Source organism: Sphingobacterium micropteri (assembly GCF_014692515.1).
Lineage (GTDB): Bacteria > Bacteroidota > Bacteroidia > Sphingobacteriales > Sphingobacteriaceae > Sphingobacterium > Sphingobacterium micropteri.
This window is the reverse complement of sequence record NZ_JACOIK010000016.1, coordinates 1-18429: the sequence shown is the minus strand read 5'-3', so window position 1 is coordinate 18429 and position 18429 is coordinate 1. Positions and strand designations below refer to the sequence as shown.

Here is an 18429-nt window from a genome sequence, read left to right as displayed (position 1 = left end):
TCTTAGTTATATCGTCCTCCTAAATTTGAATCAATACTTTGTAGATGTTTTAAATATGTTAAGGCAGTATCTAGCCTAGCAACCGTGTTCGCTGTATTAACTTCTATTGCGTTAAGTGCCACAAGCCTATCGTTCGCAACCGCCAATAAGCTATTTTGGATTCCAGTCTGTGCCTGTATGGCGACAAGATGCTGTTTGTTGATGTCGTAGATAGCTCTATTGATGCCTAAATACTCTGAAAACTGATCTTCTGTAGCTCTAGAAATTCCCTCTGACTTAAGCGATGATGTTGCTTCGGACATGTCTAGCCCTAGCCCTTCGAACATAGTTTGCACATTATCTATAAACTGACCGCCAGCCCCTTCAATAGCACCCCTCCATGCGTTAAAATCAAAACCTTCAAGAGAATAGTTGTTTTTCTTCGCATAAGCCGCTGCTTCATCCATCATTTCTTTTATTACAGGCTGAAGAATAGACATCTTTGCGCTATTTGTGATAGCATCTTTTATGAAATCGTCATAGGCCTCATTTAGTTTATCTATCGCTTTCTCACCTTCCTCCATAGCGGAAATAAGTGCATCGGCTAGATCGTCCGCAAGATCTTTAAACGTGGATTGTAATAAAGTGTCAGTCAAAGTTTGACCGATATCTTCTATTTTATTATCAATGCTTTGAAGGCTGTCGTTATACTCCTGTACCTTTGCTTTGTCGGTTTTCTTCTTATCCTCTTCGTCCAGCTTCATTTGCTCCATTAGCTTGCGCTGTTCTTTAAGGTTTTTTATCTGTTCCTCACCGGTTTTGTAATAATCGGATCCGGCGGCGCGGTTCATTGACCTTTCCAGTTGTTGAAAAGCCCTGTCCAATGCTTCTACCGCCTCTTTTTTACTCTCGATCGATTTTTCAAGCTCTTTGTCTCTCTTATTGAATATAGACTTAAATAAACCCGCTATTGCATTTACAACCACTAGTGCTGCTTGTATTATCGCTAGTATTACAGATGCTTTTTCTGCGGTTTTGATCGCTGCAGATACTGCTATTGCGGTGGTTGCTACCGACATCATGGACATCAACGCTGTTTGTCCAACTTCACCAATAGCATCTTTTAGGAACGCAGCGGAATTAACTGCGTTTGCAACAAACTCAAAGCTTCCCTCAGTAGCTTTAGCAAGATTGTTCCATTGCCTTTTTATATCTTCTGCAGTCGCTTTGCTTTCTTTAGATGAGGACTTAAATATTTCATTTATAGCTACACTTACTCGTTTGAATGGATTGTCGGCAATGATCAGATCCCTAGCTTCATTCAGTCGTTTGCGAACGGCCGCTAGGTCAATAGGGTCAAAGGTTCCAGATAATTTATCAAATTTTGCTTCAATTTCATTTACTAATGTATCTATCTGCGAAACCGTCAATGCGTCAAGATCGGAAAACAGTTTTTGCCAAGCATCGGACTGTGAAAGTTCTTCAGAGGCAAGCTGAGACAGCTCTTTGTTTTTTCCTTTTTGAAGTTCCTGCTCTTGTTCCGGGGTTATATTTTTCCCGAGAGCCTTCCTTGCTTCTAGGTATTTCCTCTCAATCTCCAGTCGCTTGTCGTTAAATGTTTGTGCTAATTGAATCGCTTCATCAATTCGTTTTCTTGTCTTTACCTCATCTCCCTTAGCTTCTGCATCGCGCATTGCTTGTAGTTGCTTTAAACGATCCTCTTCAGCTTGAGTGAACTTACTTGATGCAGCACCTCCAGTAGAAGCGCTTTTTTGTTTGCCTAAGAGGCTTATGTATTCATCATCTAGGCTCTGACGATAGCCCTTTGCTATCTCAGCTTGTTTTCCAAAAAGTCGGTCTGCTGCATCGGAACCCTTCTGCTCGACATAATTGTTATACTCGTCATAGATTGCTTTCTGCTTATTCAGTTGCTCGACTAACCGAACAGTTTCTTGCCGCGTGGTTGCCTCGCTGATTTCAAAGTTTTCCGCTTGCGATATTCCTGACATATTCACTCGCAATCCTTTGTTCTTGGGATCAGCATAAAACTTCCGAACTTCTTCCCGAATCTTAGCGTATTTGTCACGGATAGACGCTACTTCTTGCTCGTCTCTGCTAAGTTGCCCGCGCAAAGACTGTTCATTCAACTGGTCAATTTGCCCCTGTAGAGCGCGCTGACGTTCGACGGCTTGTCTAGCCTGTTCAGCAGCGCGTTCAGCGGCTCGTTTTGCTTTCTCGTCGACCTCATTCTGTGTTTCGCTCCCGGTTGGGGTGGCGGTATTCCCGTTTGCTCTGGCTCCAAGACGGTACATATTTGCCTGTCTAACACGGAGAAAATTCAATGTTTCCTCAAAGTCTTTGAAGTTGTTTTTTCCGCCTTCGGTTAGTATGCCGGCATTAACATCCTTTTTGTACTTATCGAAGGCTTTTTGGGTTGACTCAATAGCAGAAGTTGTTTCTATGAATATATCGTTAAGTTCTCTCTGCGAGGCCTTGGAAAAATCAAACTCAGAAACCTTTTTAGAAACCTTTTCAGCCTCCGTCATTGATTTGTTAATTTCTCTAATTCTATCAGCCGCATCAAAACTCACTAGCCTAGCAAGGAACTCATCCAAAGAAGTTGGATTGAATGTTTTATTGATCTGGTCGAGTAAATCAGCAAAGAAGCCAACAATAGCCACTACGGAACGTCCAATAGCGCCCTCGCCATCCTCAATGGAAAGCACGAAGTTATCCCATGCTATACCCATCCTGCGGGTTTGATTAACTAACTTTCCGGCACCGTTTTCAAACTCTTCCTGCATCGCACCAGAAGCATCTCGGACGGTGTCCATTGCTCTTGCTAAAGTATCGTATCCAGCAGCAAGGGTACCAATTACACGGCGCTGTCTGATATCGGTAATTCCATTTCGCTCCATTTGGGCTTGAACAGAACCGCCAGCTTTATGTATTGCGTTTAGCCCCTTGATGTAGTCTTGGAAAACTCCGCTTGCATCTTCTCGGAATCGTCTCTCCAAGTCAGCTGCACTTCCGCCAACAACTTTCAGTATGTCTGCAACACCTTTACCGGAACGGATTGATTTTTCGAATGATCCTAAAGTCTTTTGGAATGTTGAACCTACTACCTCGGCCTCAATTCCAAGAGATTTGGTCGCGGTCGCGTATGCCAACACCTCCTGCCGACCTATACGGTATAGTCCAGTATTTTGCGCGATGGCTTCGGCATTACTTAGTATTTCGCTTTCAGAGGCGGCAAAATTGTTACCAAGGTTAACTACTTCGTCACCGAAAAGCTTTACATTATGGATTCCACCATCGACTAAGGTGAGTAATCTAGCTATTTCTTTCCCCCCTTGCTCACCACTGATATCGGAAGCAGTTTCTAGCATGGCCATCGCTTCCGCATACGCAAGTATGTTTTCGCGACCTTTTTCGCCTAATTGCCCGGCTATAGCAGCATGTTCAAGCAGCTTTTTGCTATCAACAACTTTTAGTTTCATCGATAGATCCACTACAGATCCGCCCAAATCACGAAGATTCTGCCCGGCTATTCCGGTAGTTTTAGAAACATCTCGCAAACGAGCGTTAAAATCCATCACGGTTTGCTTGTTTCGTTGGAACAGCGCGAACATAGTTCCTAATACAGCTAGAGCAGCACCAACAGGTGTGGCAATGAATGCAAGTAAACTTCTTCCCAACCCGACGAATGCAGCACCTATTTCTTTTATCGCCCCAGGCTTTTTAGCTAGGTCGTCGAGTGTCAAGCCGAACTCTGCCAATTGACTATTTACGCGGCCCACAACAGGTATAATCATTTCCGTTGCACGGGTATAATCCCCAACATGTCGCTGATGCAACCCTAAAGAGGCATCTATTTTCTTTATTCCTGTATCGAGAATATTTGTTTGTTTGGTTAATGCCTCAGATTTTTTCCGAAGTACCTCGTAAGCAGCGGTATTCTTTCTTCCTTGTAGTTCCAACTTGAACATCTCTGCTCCAACATCTTTAGCTCGCTTTCTTACATTTCCTAATGCGCTATTTAGTTTGTAATATTCGCTACTTTCCTTCTCTAGCTGCTTTCTTCTTCTTTCCGTCTCCCTATTTTGCTTAGCCAGTTCACGTTCAGCGTCCTTTCGGGCTTTTTCCGTATCTCGAAGCGCCTTTTCAGCCTTCCGTTCTTCTTGGATTGCTTTTTTCTGCTCGTCAGAAGATTTACGTTGTTCTAGGTTGTACTGGGCTAGTGCTGCTCGCTTCTCAGTAAGAATATTCTTAGCTTCTTGTTCAGCTTGCTTTAATACGTTCAGACTAGAAATCTCCTTCGCCCGTTCCTCTCTAGTTCTACGTATAGCTTCGATACTGGCAATCTGTGCTTCTTTTAGCCTTAGTTGCGCCTCTTTCAGTTCATTGGTCGCACCGAATGCAGCACGGGAATTTGTACCCGACTGTTTGCTAACTCCGTTGCCTACTTTGCCCTGTTGAACGTCACGCCAAAACTTATCGTTTTCTTTTCTTATCCGCTCTAAGGATGCTTTAAATTCCTTTTCGAAATCTTTAGTATCTATTTCTGCACGCATTTTTAACGGCGCGCCGTCTACATCTATTCCTGCCATAATATTATCTTGTTAACTTCTTTTTCAATTCCAATGCGAACTGGGTTAGTACCGTTTTATTATCCTTAGCCTCTACGTACAATGCATAACTTTCACCAGCAACTAATACTAAAAGCAATTGGTTACGATGTTCGCTTACTATCTCATTAATCAGCTTTTTCGCTTTAGCCATCCCCTCGGAACCATCGCCTAGCGTTCCATTTCCCACTTGCGAGTAATCGCTTTTAATAATCTTACCATTTAGCGCGACAGCAATAGCAAAGGATGATCGTAAGTTGTTGGAAAAATTATTGAAGCGAGCATGTGTCCGAGCGTCGTTAATTGTGGCCAATCCCAACTGGAACAGTTTTTCAGCCACTTCATCCAGCACCTTTTCAGCGTGAACCTTTAAGGCCTTGTTAATCTCGCTCCAGTTGGTTATTGTCAGCTTCATTTTTATTCGTCTTTGTCTCCTTTGATAGTTTCATCGGATTGTAGCCCGATACCGGTAATACTAATAATGGATTGCAGAAAAGATAGCGAGTCTAGAGCTTCATCTAGTAAAGCCGCTACAGATTCAAATTCTGATTGATCCATTTTGGATAATGATTTCACCATCCATTTCGGGGGCGTCTTTTCGCTGTTTTGGATGAGATACCCCAACGCTAAAGCTAGCATACCTAAATTCCTGCTCGAAAATATTCGATCCATTTTTATGGCGGATAATTTTTTAACCCTCCAAAATTCTTCGATTTCGACAATGATGTCAGAATACTTTTTGCGAACCCCTAATTTCGTGGGGGTGATTGGTACTTTTTTCTTTTTAGGCTTGAAGCCCAGTTTTGCAAGAAAAGGATGACGGTCTACATGAAATGTTAGGGTACCGATCACTTTGCTTTTTTCTATACCTATATTTAATTGTGTCATTGTATGTTGTTTAAAATTTTAATTATTGATTGTTTTTCCAATTCGAAACCGTTGCGATCCTCAGATATAAAATCAAACCAATCATAGTGAGGCAATCCCACTTTGGTCAATAGTGATCTAGTGGAATTAAGGCTTTCAGTAGCTTTTAGGAGACTTTCAAAAAGCTGTAGCTTTTCACCATTCAAGCGAACCTCAAAGCACTCTTTAAACCTATCAATTGATTTAGGGGCAATCACCAAATCATTGACTTCATCAACCTCAAGACTAGCGTACTTAATACACCGATTATTGTCGATGGTCTTGGTCGGTAATGTGCTTATATAGGTTCGTACTTTATCGTTAGTTGTGTTGAGAATTCCTTTAACCTGGTCCACCTTAAAATCAACCGTAACAGATCGACTATCCTTAAAATCATTTGCCGATACGCCATTAATGAGCATACTAAGAATAGCAGGGGCCAATTTGCCCCTGCATTCTTTGAAGTACGAATACTCCGCCAGGTCATTAATTATTGCTGCAATGTCATTCATTGCCTTCTTGAATATTGCCGGACTTTTTGGACAGGTATAAACCAATTTACTTTCCATTTTGTAGCTTTTAAAGTGCCGCTAATGATTTCCTTCTTGTTTCATCGTATCTTGCTTTAAATTCAACAGATTTTAAATCCTCCCAGAGAGCGATAATGTCCACTTCGTAACTGGTTTCGTCTTCGTTCTCGGCAATGAAGCTCATTGGTTTGAAGTAGAAAGGGTCAAATCCTATTTCCTCCCCTCTGTTTTTGGTCTCGTTGAGTAATTCTGAAATGCGAGTGAGTGCATTGTAGAATTCAAGTCCTTTGCCTTCAAGTCTTATTTCAAATCTTGGTTTAACTCGATTTACTGCATCTTCGTCACAGATAAATAGATCGTTCTCGTTATCGACCGAAAGAAATTCAGGAGCTAAACACGCATCATTGTCAAGTGTGGTGTAATAATGATCTTTGGTGTGTATAGTACTGGAGATAACATTAAGCTGTCTGTTGATCTCGTTGACATAGTCTACTACAATTCTTTTCACTTCGTTGTAGTCACGCTTAATCATATCTTCGAGGTAAGCGATGTTTTGGCTTTTTTCCTTTGCGGCCTTACCGATTAGGTCATCTACCTTTTCAAAATTCCCCTTTAGTAGTGGTAGTGCAATCTCTGTAAATGCTACGCCCTCAAACTCGAATTTTTTGATTTGAGGTTTAAGGCTATTTACCAATTCGGCAATCTTGGGCATTTTATCCCTAAAAATTTTCTCGCTTCTTTCGTGGTAGTATACTACCTGCTCTTTGTTTTGCTTTGCCATGTTTAAATTCTGTTTTTGCCTCTGTATTGTTCATTTGATTTCCTGAAGCTTTCGATAGCTTCTTTACCTTGTTCGGTCAATTCCTTCTTTTCAGGAGTGTTTTGGATTTCTGTGTCCAACACGGCGATACGGCGCAATAGCTCATCTTTTTCTGCCTGTAGGTCTTCTTTGTCTTTCTGCATTGTTATTGATTTTTATTATTGAAAAATTGTTGACTGAATTCTAAAATCCTGCTTCTGATATCATCGATTGTGATTGCTGGTAGCTATCGAACCTCATCTTAGCACCATTGAAGCGTAGTAGTTGTGTGCCTGTTATTCCTTGTCTGTTTTTTGCGATGATTACTTCCGTTAGACCGATAAGCGAATTACCATTATCATCTTGGAATACTCCGTAATATTCCGGTCTGTACAGAAACATGACTACATCGGCATCTTGCTCTATAGCTCCGGACTCTCGAAGGTCTGACAGCCTCGGACGGTTGTCGCTTGCTCGGTCTACTCCACGGCTCAATTGCGATAAAGCAATCACTGGTATACCTAACTCTTTGGATAGCGCCTTTAATCCTCTCGAAATAGTAGAAACTTCTTGCTCTCTATTGCCTGCTTTAGATTTTGCACCCAAAGTGATCAACTGCAAATAGTCAATGACGATAAACCCAATATCATGTTGATGCTTTAAGCGGATCGCTTTGCTTCTGATGGCGTTGAGTGTAATAGCAGCCGTATCGTCAAGAAATATTTTGCTCGCTATAAGTTTATTAATTGACGCTATTTGTCTGAATTCCGATGATGTAAAGTTTCTTTTCTTTATGTTTTCTAATAATACGTTAGATTCTGCTGATACTAACCTATCTATCGTTTGTTCATTACCCATTTCAAGATTGAAAATCACACCGGGCTTACCGTCAATTATAGCTTGATTACGGGCTAAATTCAAAGCAAAAGCAGTTTTACCCATTGCCGGGCGAGCAGCCACTATGTACAGACAACCGGATTGAAAACCGTTAAACGCTTGATCTAATTCAACGAAACCGCTTGTATTACCCAACAATCCATTTGGTAGAGGGGTCTCGTAGTCTTTAAGCCTTTGAGCAAAAGCATCTGCAAACTTTATCGCCGATTTACCTGTGTTAAGATTAATCTTACTTGATAGCCGTGTGATATGCTCATCTATGGCCATTAGTGGATCTTCTCCTTGCGAAAGCTCTTCGATAAGTTCTTTAGATTGATTAACAGCATATTTGGCCATGTGCTGTTCCTGGAGGATAAAAACGTGCTCTTCGATGTTGGCGGAGGAAACCACCCTATCCATTGTTAAAATAAGATAGTTCATCGTCTCTGCAGAGTATAGTTTTCCTAAGCTCTTTTTTAGTTGGCTATTTACCGTAACGAGGTCTATTGGTCTTCGTTCATTATGCAGTTCAATAATGGCACTATAAATCTGCTGGTGCTGCTCAACTTGAAAGACCTCGGCAGTTAATATTCCTTGTACCCGATGTATAGCATTTTTTTCTATTAACAATGCCCCAATAATAATTTGTTCTATGTCTTTTGTATTTTCCATTTTGCTAGTTGAGTGTAGAGTGATCTATCGTTATCTGCTTTGGTGATGTGTATTTTTGTTGCCCATTATTCACTTGAGATAATTGAGGCAATTCATCGTTCCATCTCTCTTGATTCAGGTATGTTAAGGGGTTCGGGTGGTTAAAAGTATCAAACGGCTTATAGGCAATAAATCCAGGTAACGTGTCCAATACTTTCGCTTTATCGGTATCTTTAAGATTCTCCCATTTTTCTACACATTTTTTCTTTCCAACTTTTACCGGATACAAATCCCAAAAATTTTCAAATGGATATTTATTATCTTTTTCTTTATTTACTTTACTTTCCTTTATAGTAGATCGGTCGTTATTCGATTGATCTACGTTCGTAGTAGGTTCGTTATTCGATTGATCTACGTTCGTGGCTTTTTGATATCTAGCCTGTACACTTCGTCTTGCCTTTTCGGATTTTTCTAGTCTTTTCTGTATATTTTTAAGTACTCTATCGGAATAAATATTGCCATCATCATCAGCCTTGAACAGACCAAAATCATTGATAATGCTTTTTACCGTTTCTAATTCTGCACGAATGGAGAATGCTATAGATTCGATATCATCTTTAGATATGTATCCATTCTGCTCATGTAAAACTTCAATCAAGCACCAATAGATCCCATATCCAAGCAACCCGTGTTTCATGATCACTTTTTGGATTTTCGGATCGTATCGACTATTAGTGTCGTGCGCAAAGTATAATGCTCCTTCTGCCATTCTAATCGATCGTAATTAGCCCCTCGTTAACACCGTCTAGAATAGGATCTATCATGTGTGGATTTTCATCGAAATACTGTTTTAATGATGCATAGCCATTAGATATAGCCATCATGCTCAGATCTAACAGAAAGGCGTTGTCACTTTTCCTGTGGACATAATAAACATCTATTCCTACGCTAGTAATTAAAACACCGTGTCTGCACTCATCGTCCTCGTAGGTAGTTACGTCTTTAGCGTTCCTAGATTCTCGCTGAATTAGTTCTTGTTTCTCTTGGTCTGTCATATCCTCCCAATTCATCACTCCTCCCATCTTGCGTCAAGAAATTTATTTACCAGTTCAGGCCTTTTTTGCAGCATGTCGTCCATACTCTCGTAGCCTTTTATCCTTGCGTAGCTGTCGAACTCTATTAGAATTTCACCGTCTCGTGAAACTTTGAAAAACACCTCTTTGCCTTCATGAATGTCTTTGAAGTATTTTTCTCCGTCGACTTCCTTAATAAGTTCCATTTTGCCCTCCCTTCGTGAATAAAGTAGAAACTAAACCGTAATGGTGAACGGAGGGAAAGCCCGACACTTTACTTACTCCATCGTATTTGATTTCCACGATTTTCCGCCGCTGAAATTCATCGAGAATACGACAGACAATATAGACCGGTACCCCTGTACCAAGTTCAATTTGGCGCATACATTGGGCTGTTTTAGACCGATTGAGATAAGTTAAAACAGCTTTTTTTTGCTGGAGATAGCTGTTTGCTATTTTATTTCTATATTTGCTTATCGGTTGCTCACCGTGGGGGGTTGATATGTTTCGTCGCATGTTTCACCTCCTTTTTTATTTAGCATTAACTTCCAACGCCGCAAGTACTTTTTCTACATCGTAACGATGTGTCGCTCCTAATTTCATAAAAGGGATTTTGCCTCTCTTTTTAAGCTTGCCAAGTGTAGTTTGGCTACAGTCTAGAATCTCCATTATACCTTTGGTATCGACAATTCGTCTACTTGTATGATTCTGGCTAATTTGCATGTTGTTTTCTTGTGACATATCGTTGTTTTTTATTGTGTGTCACAAATATCTTTATCATATTACGGGTTATCGAGTTTTTTGCAGCCAAATAAGGTGTTATAATATTATACGACGATTCTTTTTTTTAATCCGATAAAAAAAGATCCTATTTGCGGGAAATATAAGATCGAAATATTTGGAATTTTGAATTTCAGTACATTTTGCCGATTGAAAGAAGTCCGAAAAATCGAGGATTCATGGGTGAAGTTTAGAGGGTCAAGATTTCGGTTGGCTGAATATGCGGACGAACAGGGTAAAAACATAATCCAACATTTTGTATCATTATACACCATATTATAACATAGCCCGATGGACGGAAACAAATCCACATTATTCAATGCGTTACATTTAGAGGCAATTCTTATATTTTAATGTATTGTTCTATATTTGGGGACTGTTAACATTAATTATGAAGTTATGAAGAGGCTACTTATAGGTTTGTTTTTTTTAGTTGTAAGTTTGGTTGCCATGGGGCAAGATGCCAATACCAAGATAATTACCGTTACTCCCAATGGCTTAGAATTTAAAAATGGGGAGGCGCAAATGGTAGTTGAAAATAACATGCCGGCCACCGAAACCATTAGCCAAATTGTTAAGTCTTTGAAAACAAAACATCAGTCCCAATATCTAAAAATAGATGCAGGTGATGACATTATAATAATAGATGACTTTGTTCCTGGATACACCAAAACAGATAAAGCAGCTGGAAGTGCATATTTATTAGATATGTCTTACAAAATTACCGTGGATGTTAAGGACAATAGATTTAGAATAAACATCCCTACTATAATTATATCTGCAAATCAAAAATATGATGGTCATGCAGTTCCTGTCAACAAAGGAATTCAGTTTACTATGGAGATGGGGATAAAAGGAAAAAGGGATATGTGGAACAGTATAGTAAAGAAACTATTCATTTACGATGAAAAAGACAAGTTGATTGAAAAAAGGACAAAAGAACTACTTGAACGAGACTTGTCTAGCATCATAAATATAATTTTGAGCCAAGAAAGCGATCAAAATTGGTAGATTTTTTTAAAAGTTTTTCATTTTTAAATAATAATATTTATATTCGTAGTGCGAACTAAGAAGTGAGAATACTCACGAAAAAATTTTATTTATAATATACACAGGCATACCAGTGAAAGTCTGGCAAATCAACGGCTCACGTCTTGGTTCGCAGTGACCTGTGTTCTTAATTTAACTTGTTATGCGAACCAAGGGAAAAATTAAAGCAGAAAGCCTAATCATTGATGCGGGCGATCAGATCGACAATGTAGCTTCCAAGCTATTTATCTGCCTAAGAACGGCCAAGAGGCTAAATGATGCGGTCGTTAGATGCACATCGGAAAACTTTAAAGAAGACAATGAGTATGAACGCATTCAGAATGTGTTTGATATCTCTTGTGAATTGGAGTTAGTTATTGAAAACCTCCACAATTTAATAGGCGGTTTTGAGGTGTCGACTACTCAATTAATTAATGCTGTTCAAAAGTTACGAAATGAATAGCCATGAAAAAGCATCTCCATAAAATAAAGAGACTTGCAGGACGTAAATCTTTTTTCAGAATGCACAACAAACCATTGGTAGATGGTTATGACGGCATAATCTATAGAACGGAGGATCATGGGACAAGCGTTATATTTATTCAATTCGATGATCGGGGCAAAGAGACCATCGTAGAAGATTTCTTTACAAGCCGTAATATCAAACGTATCTTGTCATCATTCAACACTAAGCAGCTAAGTTAAAAGTAACACACAAAACACATCACTATGAACTTAATTTTTTACTTAACAAATAGATCCCCATGAACAAAAACGATGAATTGCCAGAAGCGCAAAAGGTAACTTATGACACTCTTCCTGAGACGGTCGAGGTTATGTTTAGAATGCTTATCAAGATGGAAAACGAAATTAACACCATCAAAGAATGGATAAGCGAAATAAGACAAAACGGAATCAAGGAGAATAAGGACGAATTGATGACCGTGGCAGAGGCCGCGTTATTTCTTAAGGTAAGTATAAACACAGTAAGAAAATGGGCAAGAGAAAGTAAGATACCTCACAGTAAAATAGGTACCTGGAATTACTTCAAAAAATCAGACTTGGAGAATTATAACAGGATTGAAATCAAAAAACCACGAGGCTTAAGGTTTTAGAGACAAATTAAAAGTAACACACATGTATTTAACACACTAAATCCCCGGTCGATTTAGATTGGGGATTTTTAATATCTTGATTTACAGCTATCGGCGTGATTACGCCAGTTTATATTTTCTTCCGATACATTCTAGGAGATACTAAATTCAAATTTTTTAACATCATACCAAGTAAATTCAACTTCGATTCCTTCGTCGAGAAGTTTTGATACAACATCCTCCCTAGATTCGGTAACAGGTATTTTCACACCATTAGACATTGTGATCTCAGTATACTTATTGTTATAGCGATCATCCTCGATACGCGAGACGGATACCACCGCAGTGGATAAATAAACCTTGTCCTTTTGTTCTTCTGAATTTATTTTAAATGTTTTCATTTTACTAAAAATTGCTAAAAATACCTTAACAAAGGTAGCTAATTTTTTTAGTAAACAAATCTCTCTCTACACGTTTGAACAGGAATTGTTGTAAATTCTTGTTACAATACGTTACATTTCGATACATATTATCATATTTGTTACATTTTGAATAAGCTATTTTTTAGCCTTTATGCGCTAATATCACCGTCGGATAGCGAACCACCTCAATGATTGCTTTTTGTTTCGTCTTATCGCTTTTAAAGTGTATGTGTCATATATGTATCTATTATATATATAACCTTTTCGCCGCTAATTTAGCTGATGCTCCTAAACTAAATATTATTTGCAAGTGTTATAGTAATATTAGTATTATTGTGGCGAAAGCCACAATAACGCCTATCGTCAATAGGACCAGTTTGAAGAAGAGTAGTGGTTACATAAGCAGATTGAATGTCTTATTGTTTTTGTAACATCGAAACTGGTGACATTATAAAAGTGGTGTAATATTGAAAGAAAAATAACTTACTATGACATCGGATATTCTACAATCTACGGAATTTAATAACTTTTTAGATTCTTTTAAGGATAGTGCACGGGAAGAGATTTCAAAAGATTATTTCCATGTTGATGTCGTTGCTGAAGCTTATACGCAAGGTTTTAAAGATGGAGAAGATAGCAGCAAGCAATCTTTCGTGAAAGACTTGATCGATAAACAAATTGAAGGATATAAGCAGAGATATCTTCAAGCGTATATATTGACGAATAATTTTTTGAACTCTATAGCATCCAATGGTACGCCAGCAGAGAGTTTCTTTATAAATATCCATAACTCAAACCCTAATGTTATTGTTGCGGTAAAGGATGACTACTTGCTGGACGATGAGTTTATAAATTACGCCTATAGTAATATCTTCGAAACTCAATCTATATTTAGTAACATCTTTAAGAAGCACCATCTAGAAATGTCTCTAGTAGGGGTGGAGAATTTGGATAGAGATTTATTGACTTGCGACGGGTATAACTATTTTGAAGATATAAAAAAGTAGTATGTCTTTAAAAAAAGATCATGGCGATAGAAATTTAAATCTTTCTGAAGACCTAAGGCGCGGAAATGTATATTATGACTGGTGTATCACTACATCCTTTTATTCGGCAATTCAGTTTGTTGAAGACAAATTGTTTCCATTGAAATTAGAAGGAAAGGACTGTAATAATTTATCCGAAGCTAAAATAGCTCTAAGGTTTAAAGGAAGACATGAAACAAGATTAAAACTGGTATACGATCATTTAGGATTAAATGCAGGTGTAAAATACCAATGGCTTGAAAATAAATCCAGGAACGCAAGATATATAAGCTACAAATCTACTGTTGCTGAGGCGGAGAAAGCACTGCAGTTTTGTCGAGAATTAAAGGATATTTGCTACCAATAGTCAACCAACTGAAAACCCACCTTTATTCCCTTCCATCACTTCTTTCAATTCATGAGGACACCCCGAGCTATAGCATTTTGCTAGTCTTCAGATGAATCCAATAATAGGTGGTCAATGCCGAGCTTTGCTATCGCATCGTCAAAGTCCGCATTAAGTGATCTTAGTTCGGTTATAATTTCTCTTTTCCGATTTAATAGTGTTTGCTCATTGAGAAGTTCTCTAAGTAGCTCCTGAATCTTCAATTTTGTTGCTATATCCATATTTCAAATATAAGCAATCATCCCCAAATCTAAGCTCTTTACCTCCTTTATCTCACTCGGCTCTTGCAAACACCATGGAGATGGCTGATAAACCCTAGTATATTCTAATTCTCGGAATTCCGATTTTTAAAACATCCGTAATTCCGTTTAAAATCTAAGCTTCTGGGATTTACACCGTCTCGGATAGATTTACAAAGTGGTTTAAAACCACTTTCAGCGAATATCCATAACGGAACAAGTTTGGCAAAAAGTTACTGTCGTTAAATTTAACGTCAGTTAATATGAAGATTAAACAGTCAGAAAACCTTCTTTGTGTGAACTTTCTTTTAGCTAGAAACTTTGCGTAATAAAGGAACCGGATCACCCCAGGCGTTTTGCATTGCTTTGCGCTTTATGTTTTCAGTGACATTTACATAGCGCTGAAATGAACGATAATCTTTGTGGCCGCTGATCTTCATTACTTGTTCTGCACTCATTCCGCGCTCTAACGAAAGTGTGCAAAAAGTTTTACGACTCGTGTGCGCGCTGATTAATTCGTATTTAGGGTAAATATCTTCTATTTTTTTGGCGCCTCTGAAACGCACAATTTCAATATCCTCATTGATTCCAGCGTAACAGCAAAGCTCTTTGATATATCTGTTAAATTTTTGGCTACTCAAACTCGGTAATGGTCGCGCATTGTCTTCGTATCTTTTTATTATTTCCGATGAATAACCGTTCAGGGGAACAATAAGAGGACGTTTTGTCTTAGTTACTACAATTCTTAACTCTGTTCCCTTAACATTATTCCATTTCAAAGATGCTAGGTCGGAGTAGCGTAATCCGGTAGCACACCCAAAACAAAATATATCCCGTGCTTTTGCAAGTGACTCGAACGAAATTGATTCAGTAGGATCTAGGTACGAATTTACACGATGTTGTTTGTCTGAAAGGTCGAGATTGTATAAAGTCAAGAACTCATTTTCAGTAAGAGCGATCACGGGCAATTCTTCGCGTTTGATCGAGAACTTTCTATAGCCATCATTAACTTCGATATCATACTTTTGGGCGTAACCCAAAAACGTCTTTAATGTAGAGAGCTGCTTTGCTATAGTCGTGTTACTTAATCCGCGCTCTTCTCCGGCCACCTTCATCTTTTTGTCTAGTAGAAATGATTGAAATTTATCAAAGAACGCATAATTGATAGAATCGAATGTAACTTTAGCTTTGGAAGTTTGCTGAAAATCCGATAAATGCTTTTTAAGTGACTTGTAAACTGTTAGGCTGCCTTTTTGCCTTTTCCCTTCGTTATCCCTAATGTATCGATCTATAAAGTCAAACAGAAATTTGTCGGGTTGTTCTTTTTTTGCAATAACTCTCTTGAGAACAGATATCTCAGAAACAATATCAGTGACTGTAAAGCTCCTTTTGTCTAAGTAAAATCTTTGCGCGGTATCGTTAGCCTGTTTAGTGAGGTCGTTAAGTTGGTTATTAAGTTCCTTTACATCATCCTCAGTAAACAGCATATCAAAATCATAGGCCGGAAACAGAGCCTTTGCCGCTTTTCTATTGTGATATACTATTTGTTTATTGATATCATCCCAGTAAGCAGGGAGTATATTTATTCCTGTTGATAATTTCTTGCGACTACCTGCAACCGAAACAGTAAATAAAATCGGGCTTTCACCTTTCTTGTTCCGTTTATCCGTTCTAAGAATAAAGTTCGTAGCTATTAATGCCATACCTAAAAATTTAAACGCATAACAAATATAACCAATGTTTAATAAAATGGGGACAAAAAAGGGGACTATTTATTTAACAGAAGATGGTGTGATGTTAAGTGATATAAATATTAAATACCTGTATAGTAAATATTTAATGTATCTTTATGTATCATTATATATCATAGTATAACAAAGGTTCAAGTCCCTCACTCTCCGCCGCGAAAAATAAAGCCCGACAATAGTCGGGTTTTGTTGTTTATAGACTTTTTTATTTATAAAGCATCTCTATTAACGTAACCCTAAATACTTTTAAGGTATTTTAACCATATCAATCCACCTAGTTGAAGTTCTTGATGAATATCTTTTTTTTATAAATCAGCAAAAAGCAACAAAATTCTCAAAAAAATTGCGAAACCAAAAAGTTGCACATATATTTGCAACTGATTAGTTTCACAACTTATATATAGCAATTAGAAAACTAAAACTTCAAATGCACATTTCATTAGACGGTTATGTTACCGTGGAACAAGATGCTGTCAATTTCGTCTGGGGACAAAGACATGATAAAATTCTGCGTGGAGGCTTTTGATTGCGGAACTGTATTACTTAACTATAAATCTGGGAAACAATGAGAAGAGATATTTTTCAAGCAATAGCCGACCCGACAAGGCGGGCAATCATCACGTTAATTGCGTTACAGGCAATGACACCAAATGCGATCGCCAAACATTTTGACACGACACGACAAGCTGTTTCCAAACATTTACGCATTTTGACAGAATGTGAACTTGTAAAACAGGAATATAAAGGCAGAGAAATTTATTATTCTCTTGAAATTGACAAAATGAAAGAAATAGACAAATGGCTTGAACAGTTTCGTAAAATATGGGAAGACCGCTTTGATAACCTCGATAAGTTATTGACAAAAATGCAAAAGAAATAAACTATGGAAAATACAAATAACAAAGAGTTGAAAATGACAAGAACAGTAAAAGCACCGATTGATCTTGTCTGGAAAGTTTGGACAGAACCCGAATATATTGTACAATGGTGGGGACCAAACGACCATACTACAACCATTCACAAAATGGATTTTACCGAGGGCGGAGAATGGAAACTGACATTGCACAATCATTCCAACGGACAAGACTACCCCAACAGAAGCATTTTCAAAGAAATTATTCCCTTACAGAAAATCGTTTTTGAGCATTTCAATCCGCATTTTATTGCTACCATTTTATTTGAAGCCAGAGGTGAAGAAACACAGATAGACTGGAGTTCACTCTTTGATACCGAAGAAATGCTTGAAACCGTTATCAACGTATTCAATGCTAAACAGGGGCAAAAACAAAACTTTGAACGGCTTGAAAAATATCTTGAACAATTAAAATTATAAAAAATGAACAGTAATTTATTATTTGACTTCACCGTCAACAAAGAAAACAACACCATTCACATTAAACGTGAATTTAACGCAAATCTTGAATTGATTTGGCAGGCGTGGACAAATCCTGAAATTCTTGACCAATGGTGGGGACCAAAACCGTGGAAAGCCGAAACCAAAACAATGGATTTTCGTGAGGGCGGATATTGGCTGTATGCAATGGTAAGCCCCGAAGGAGATAAACATTGGAGCAAATCCAGCTACGTTTCTATCGAAAAAGAGAAATCATTTAGCTCAAAAGATGGATTTTGTGATGAAAACGGAACAATAAATCCTGCATTTCCTCAAAATCTATGGGAGAACAACTTTATTCCAAAAGAAAACAACGTACTAGTAGACATTTTGCTTACTTACGATACACTTGCCGACCTTGAAAAAAACATAGAAATGGGTTTTGAAGAAGGTATGACAATAGATTTTCAACAATTGGACGAGCTATTATTAACCTTAAAAAAATAAGAAACTTGCCTTATAGCTTATGAATCGTAAGCTATTTAAGAGCATAGACTGATTAAATGACAACCTTCCGGCAGCATAGCCGGAAAGAAATGGTAATGCTTTGTGACGTCATAATTGAGGAAAAATACTTTGCAAAAAATCGCTTAACGACAAATCATAAGAAAAAATGGTATATTAGTTTGCTCATTTTCAGATAACCGATTTCCAATTCATCCTCTGAACGTGATGATTCGTCTGTGATTTGAAGGCTATATTGTTCCTTAAATCGATGGTTAAGTTGTAAAAGTTAAGACTTAATCTGACAGTTGGGCAATTTTTCTACTAGATTTTTAAGGGTTTTATTGCCTCAGTTGTTTTCTGTATAAAAAAGTTGTTGGAGGGGGATTTACGTTCCCCTTCATCAT

Annotated in this window: 21 protein-coding genes; 9 read left to right on the top strand and 12 right to left on the bottom strand. The window is 38.2% G+C overall.

Translation table 11 applies throughout. The features are described 5' to 3' along the window. Positions 1–2: 2 nt before the first annotated feature. From H8B06_RS18660 to H8B06_RS18615, 10 genes are all read right to left on the bottom strand, one after another. Complete coding sequence (locus H8B06_RS18660; RefSeq protein WP_190995720.1) at positions 3–4589, bottom strand: phage tail tape measure protein; 4587 nt, start codon at positions 4587–4589, stop codon at positions 3–5. A 4-nt stretch (positions 4590–4593) separates the two neighbouring features. Next, the gene (locus H8B06_RS18655) at positions 4594–5022 is read right to left on the bottom strand and encodes a hypothetical protein (protein ID WP_190995719.1); all 429 of its coding nucleotides are present in this window, start codon (positions 5020–5022) and stop codon (positions 4594–4596) included. A gap of 2 nt (positions 5023–5024) precedes the next feature. Then, positions 5025–5495 (bottom strand): hypothetical protein, encoded by a 471-nt coding sequence (locus H8B06_RS18650; protein ID WP_190995718.1) that lies wholly within the window; start codon positions 5493–5495, stop codon positions 5025–5027. Continuing rightward, positions 5492–6082, bottom strand: a complete 591-nt coding sequence (locus tag H8B06_RS18645; protein ID WP_190995717.1) for a hypothetical protein — start codon at positions 6080–6082, stop codon at positions 5492–5494. Before H8B06_RS18645 ends, H8B06_RS18650 begins: the two co-directional genes overlap by 4 nt. 10 nt (positions 6083–6092) lie before the next feature. After that, complete coding sequence (locus H8B06_RS18640; protein ID WP_190995716.1) at positions 6093–6824, bottom strand: hypothetical protein; 732 nt, start codon at positions 6822–6824, stop codon at positions 6093–6095. A gap of 2 nt (positions 6825–6826) precedes the next feature. Then, positions 6827–7006, bottom strand: a complete 180-nt coding sequence (locus H8B06_RS18635) for a hypothetical protein (RefSeq protein ID WP_190995715.1) — start codon at positions 7004–7006, stop codon at positions 6827–6829. 40 nt (positions 7007–7046) lie between these two features. After that, the gene (dnaB, locus tag H8B06_RS18630; protein ID WP_190995714.1) at positions 7047–8390 is read right to left on the bottom strand and encodes a replicative DNA helicase; all 1344 of its coding nucleotides are present in this window, start codon (positions 8388–8390) and stop codon (positions 7047–7049) included. A 4-nt stretch (positions 8391–8394) separates the two neighbouring features. After that, positions 8395–9138, bottom strand: coding sequence for a DUF4373 domain-containing protein (locus H8B06_RS18625; protein WP_190995713.1), 744 nt, complete (start codon positions 9136–9138; stop codon positions 8395–8397). A gap of 496 nt (positions 9139–9634) precedes the next feature. After that, positions 9635–9958: a hypothetical protein gene (locus tag H8B06_RS18620; RefSeq protein ID WP_190995712.1), complete on the bottom strand. Its 324-nt coding sequence runs from the start codon at positions 9956–9958 to the stop codon at positions 9635–9637. Positions 9959–9973: 15 nt separating this feature from the next. After that, positions 9974–10183 carry a helix-turn-helix domain-containing protein gene (locus H8B06_RS18615; protein ID WP_190995711.1) on the bottom strand — a complete coding sequence of 70 codons (210 nt, stop codon included), beginning with the start codon at positions 10181–10183 and terminating at the stop codon, positions 9974–9976. 438 nt (positions 10184–10621) lie between these two features. Here H8B06_RS18615 and H8B06_RS18610 point away from each other — a divergent pair, with 438 nt between their 5' ends. The 4 genes from H8B06_RS18610 to H8B06_RS18595 all read left to right on the top strand — a co-directional run bounded on the left by H8B06_RS18610 (position 10622) and on the right by H8B06_RS18595 (position 12366). After that, positions 10622–11233: a hypothetical protein gene (locus H8B06_RS18610; protein WP_190995710.1), complete on the top strand. Its 612-nt coding sequence runs from the start codon at positions 10622–10624 to the stop codon at positions 11231–11233. Between the two features lie 181 nt (positions 11234–11414). Then, the gene (locus H8B06_RS18605) at positions 11415–11714 is read left to right on the top strand and encodes a hypothetical protein (protein WP_190995709.1); all 300 of its coding nucleotides are present in this window, start codon (positions 11415–11417) and stop codon (positions 11712–11714) included. A 2-nt stretch (positions 11715–11716) separates the two neighbouring features. Beyond that, positions 11717–11956, top strand: a complete 240-nt coding sequence (locus tag H8B06_RS18600) for a hypothetical protein (protein ID WP_190995708.1) — start codon at positions 11717–11719, stop codon at positions 11954–11956. Positions 11957–12015: 59 nt separating this feature from the next. Continuing rightward, positions 12016–12366 carry a helix-turn-helix domain-containing protein gene (locus H8B06_RS18595; protein WP_223857779.1) on the top strand — a complete coding sequence of 117 codons (351 nt, stop codon included), beginning with the start codon at positions 12016–12018 and terminating at the stop codon, positions 12364–12366. A gap of 131 nt (positions 12367–12497) precedes the next feature. Here H8B06_RS18595 and H8B06_RS18590 read toward each other — a convergent pair whose 3' ends face one another. Then, positions 12498–12746 (bottom strand): hypothetical protein, encoded by a 249-nt coding sequence (locus H8B06_RS18590; protein WP_190995707.1) that lies wholly within the window; start codon positions 12744–12746, stop codon positions 12498–12500. 509 nt (positions 12747–13255) lie between these two features. Between H8B06_RS18590 and H8B06_RS18585 the strand changes: the two genes are divergently transcribed. Further along, positions 13256–13774: a hypothetical protein gene (locus H8B06_RS18585; protein WP_190995706.1), complete on the top strand. Its 519-nt coding sequence runs from the start codon at positions 13256–13258 to the stop codon at positions 13772–13774. A 1-nt stretch (position 13775) separates the two neighbouring features. Next, positions 13776–14159, top strand: a complete 384-nt coding sequence (locus H8B06_RS18580; protein ID WP_190995705.1) for a hypothetical protein — start codon at positions 13776–13778, stop codon at positions 14157–14159. Positions 14160–14745: 586 nt separating this feature from the next. On the opposite strand, the gene H8B06_RS18575 is transcribed toward H8B06_RS18580, so the two are convergent. Continuing rightward, positions 14746–16140 (bottom strand): site-specific integrase, encoded by a 1395-nt coding sequence (locus tag H8B06_RS18575; protein ID WP_190995704.1) that lies wholly within the window; start codon positions 16138–16140, stop codon positions 14746–14748. Positions 16141–16750: 610 nt separating this feature from the next. On the opposite strand from H8B06_RS18575, the gene H8B06_RS18570 reads away from it, so the two are divergent. The 3 genes from H8B06_RS18570 to H8B06_RS18560 are packed head-to-tail and all read left to right on the top strand — an operon-like array spanning position 16751 to position 18025. Beyond that, positions 16751–17065, top strand: a complete 315-nt coding sequence (locus tag H8B06_RS18570) for an ArsR/SmtB family transcription factor (RefSeq protein ID WP_190995703.1) — start codon at positions 16751–16753, stop codon at positions 17063–17065. 3 nt (positions 17066–17068) lie between these two features. Continuing rightward, the gene (locus H8B06_RS18565) at positions 17069–17518 is read left to right on the top strand and encodes an SRPBCC domain-containing protein (RefSeq protein ID WP_190995702.1); all 450 of its coding nucleotides are present in this window, start codon (positions 17069–17071) and stop codon (positions 17516–17518) included. A 3-nt stretch (positions 17519–17521) separates the two neighbouring features. After that, on the top strand, positions 17522–18025 hold the full coding sequence (locus H8B06_RS18560; protein WP_190995701.1) for an SRPBCC family protein: 504 nt from the start codon (positions 17522–17524) through the stop codon (positions 18023–18025). Positions 18026–18429 lie beyond the last annotated feature (404 nt).

Coding starts and splice junctions, on each gene's coding strand:
- H8B06_RS18655 (WP_190995719.1), bottom strand. CDS start 5,022: ATGAAGCTGACAATAACCAACTGGAGCGAGATTAACAAGGCCTTAAAG.
- H8B06_RS18590 (WP_190995707.1), bottom strand. CDS start 12,746: ATGAAAACATTTAAAATAAATTCAGAAGAACAAAAGGACAAGGTTTAT.
- H8B06_RS18660 (WP_190995720.1), bottom strand. CDS start 4,589: ATGGCAGGAATAGATGTAGACGGCGCGCCGTTAAAAATGCGTGCAGAA.
- H8B06_RS18580 (WP_190995705.1), top strand. CDS start 13,776: ATGTCTTTAAAAAAAGATCATGGCGATAGAAATTTAAATCTTTCTGAA.
- H8B06_RS18650 (WP_190995718.1), bottom strand. CDS start 5,495: ATGACACAATTAAATATAGGTATAGAAAAAAGCAAAGTGATCGGTACC.
- H8B06_RS18610 (WP_190995710.1), top strand. CDS start 10,622: ATGAAGAGGCTACTTATAGGTTTGTTTTTTTTAGTTGTAAGTTTGGTT.
- H8B06_RS18605 (WP_190995709.1), top strand. CDS start 11,415: ATGCGAACCAAGGGAAAAATTAAAGCAGAAAGCCTAATCATTGATGCG.
- H8B06_RS18645 (WP_190995717.1), bottom strand. CDS start 6,082: ATGGAAAGTAAATTGGTTTATACCTGTCCAAAAAGTCCGGCAATATTC.
- H8B06_RS18640 (WP_190995716.1), bottom strand. CDS start 6,824: ATGGCAAAGCAAAACAAAGAGCAGGTAGTATACTACCACGAAAGAAGC.
- H8B06_RS18585 (WP_190995706.1), top strand. CDS start 13,256: ATGACATCGGATATTCTACAATCTACGGAATTTAATAACTTTTTAGAT.
- H8B06_RS18635 (WP_190995715.1), bottom strand. CDS start 7,006: ATGCAGAAAGACAAAGAAGACCTACAGGCAGAAAAAGATGAGCTATTG.
- H8B06_RS18565 (WP_190995702.1), top strand. CDS start 17,069: ATGGAAAATACAAATAACAAAGAGTTGAAAATGACAAGAACAGTAAAA.
- H8B06_RS18560 (WP_190995701.1), top strand. CDS start 17,522: ATGAACAGTAATTTATTATTTGACTTCACCGTCAACAAAGAAAACAAC.
- H8B06_RS18595 (WP_223857779.1), top strand. CDS start 12,016: ATGAACAAAAACGATGAATTGCCAGAAGCGCAAAAGGTAACTTATGAC.
- H8B06_RS18570 (WP_190995703.1), top strand. CDS start 16,751: ATGAGAAGAGATATTTTTCAAGCAATAGCCGACCCGACAAGGCGGGCA.
- H8B06_RS18575 (WP_190995704.1), bottom strand. CDS start 16,140: ATGGCATTAATAGCTACGAACTTTATTCTTAGAACGGATAAACGGAAC.
- H8B06_RS18615 (WP_190995711.1), bottom strand. CDS start 10,183: ATGTCACAAGAAAACAACATGCAAATTAGCCAGAATCATACAAGTAGA.
- H8B06_RS18625 (WP_190995713.1), bottom strand. CDS start 9,138: ATGGCAGAAGGAGCATTATACTTTGCGCACGACACTAATAGTCGATAC.
- dnaB (WP_190995714.1), bottom strand. CDS start 8,390: ATGGAAAATACAAAAGACATAGAACAAATTATTATTGGGGCATTGTTA.
- H8B06_RS18620 (WP_190995712.1), bottom strand. CDS start 9,958: ATGCGACGAAACATATCAACCCCCCACGGTGAGCAACCGATAAGCAAA.
- H8B06_RS18600 (WP_190995708.1), top strand. CDS start 11,717: ATGAAAAAGCATCTCCATAAAATAAAGAGACTTGCAGGACGTAAATCT.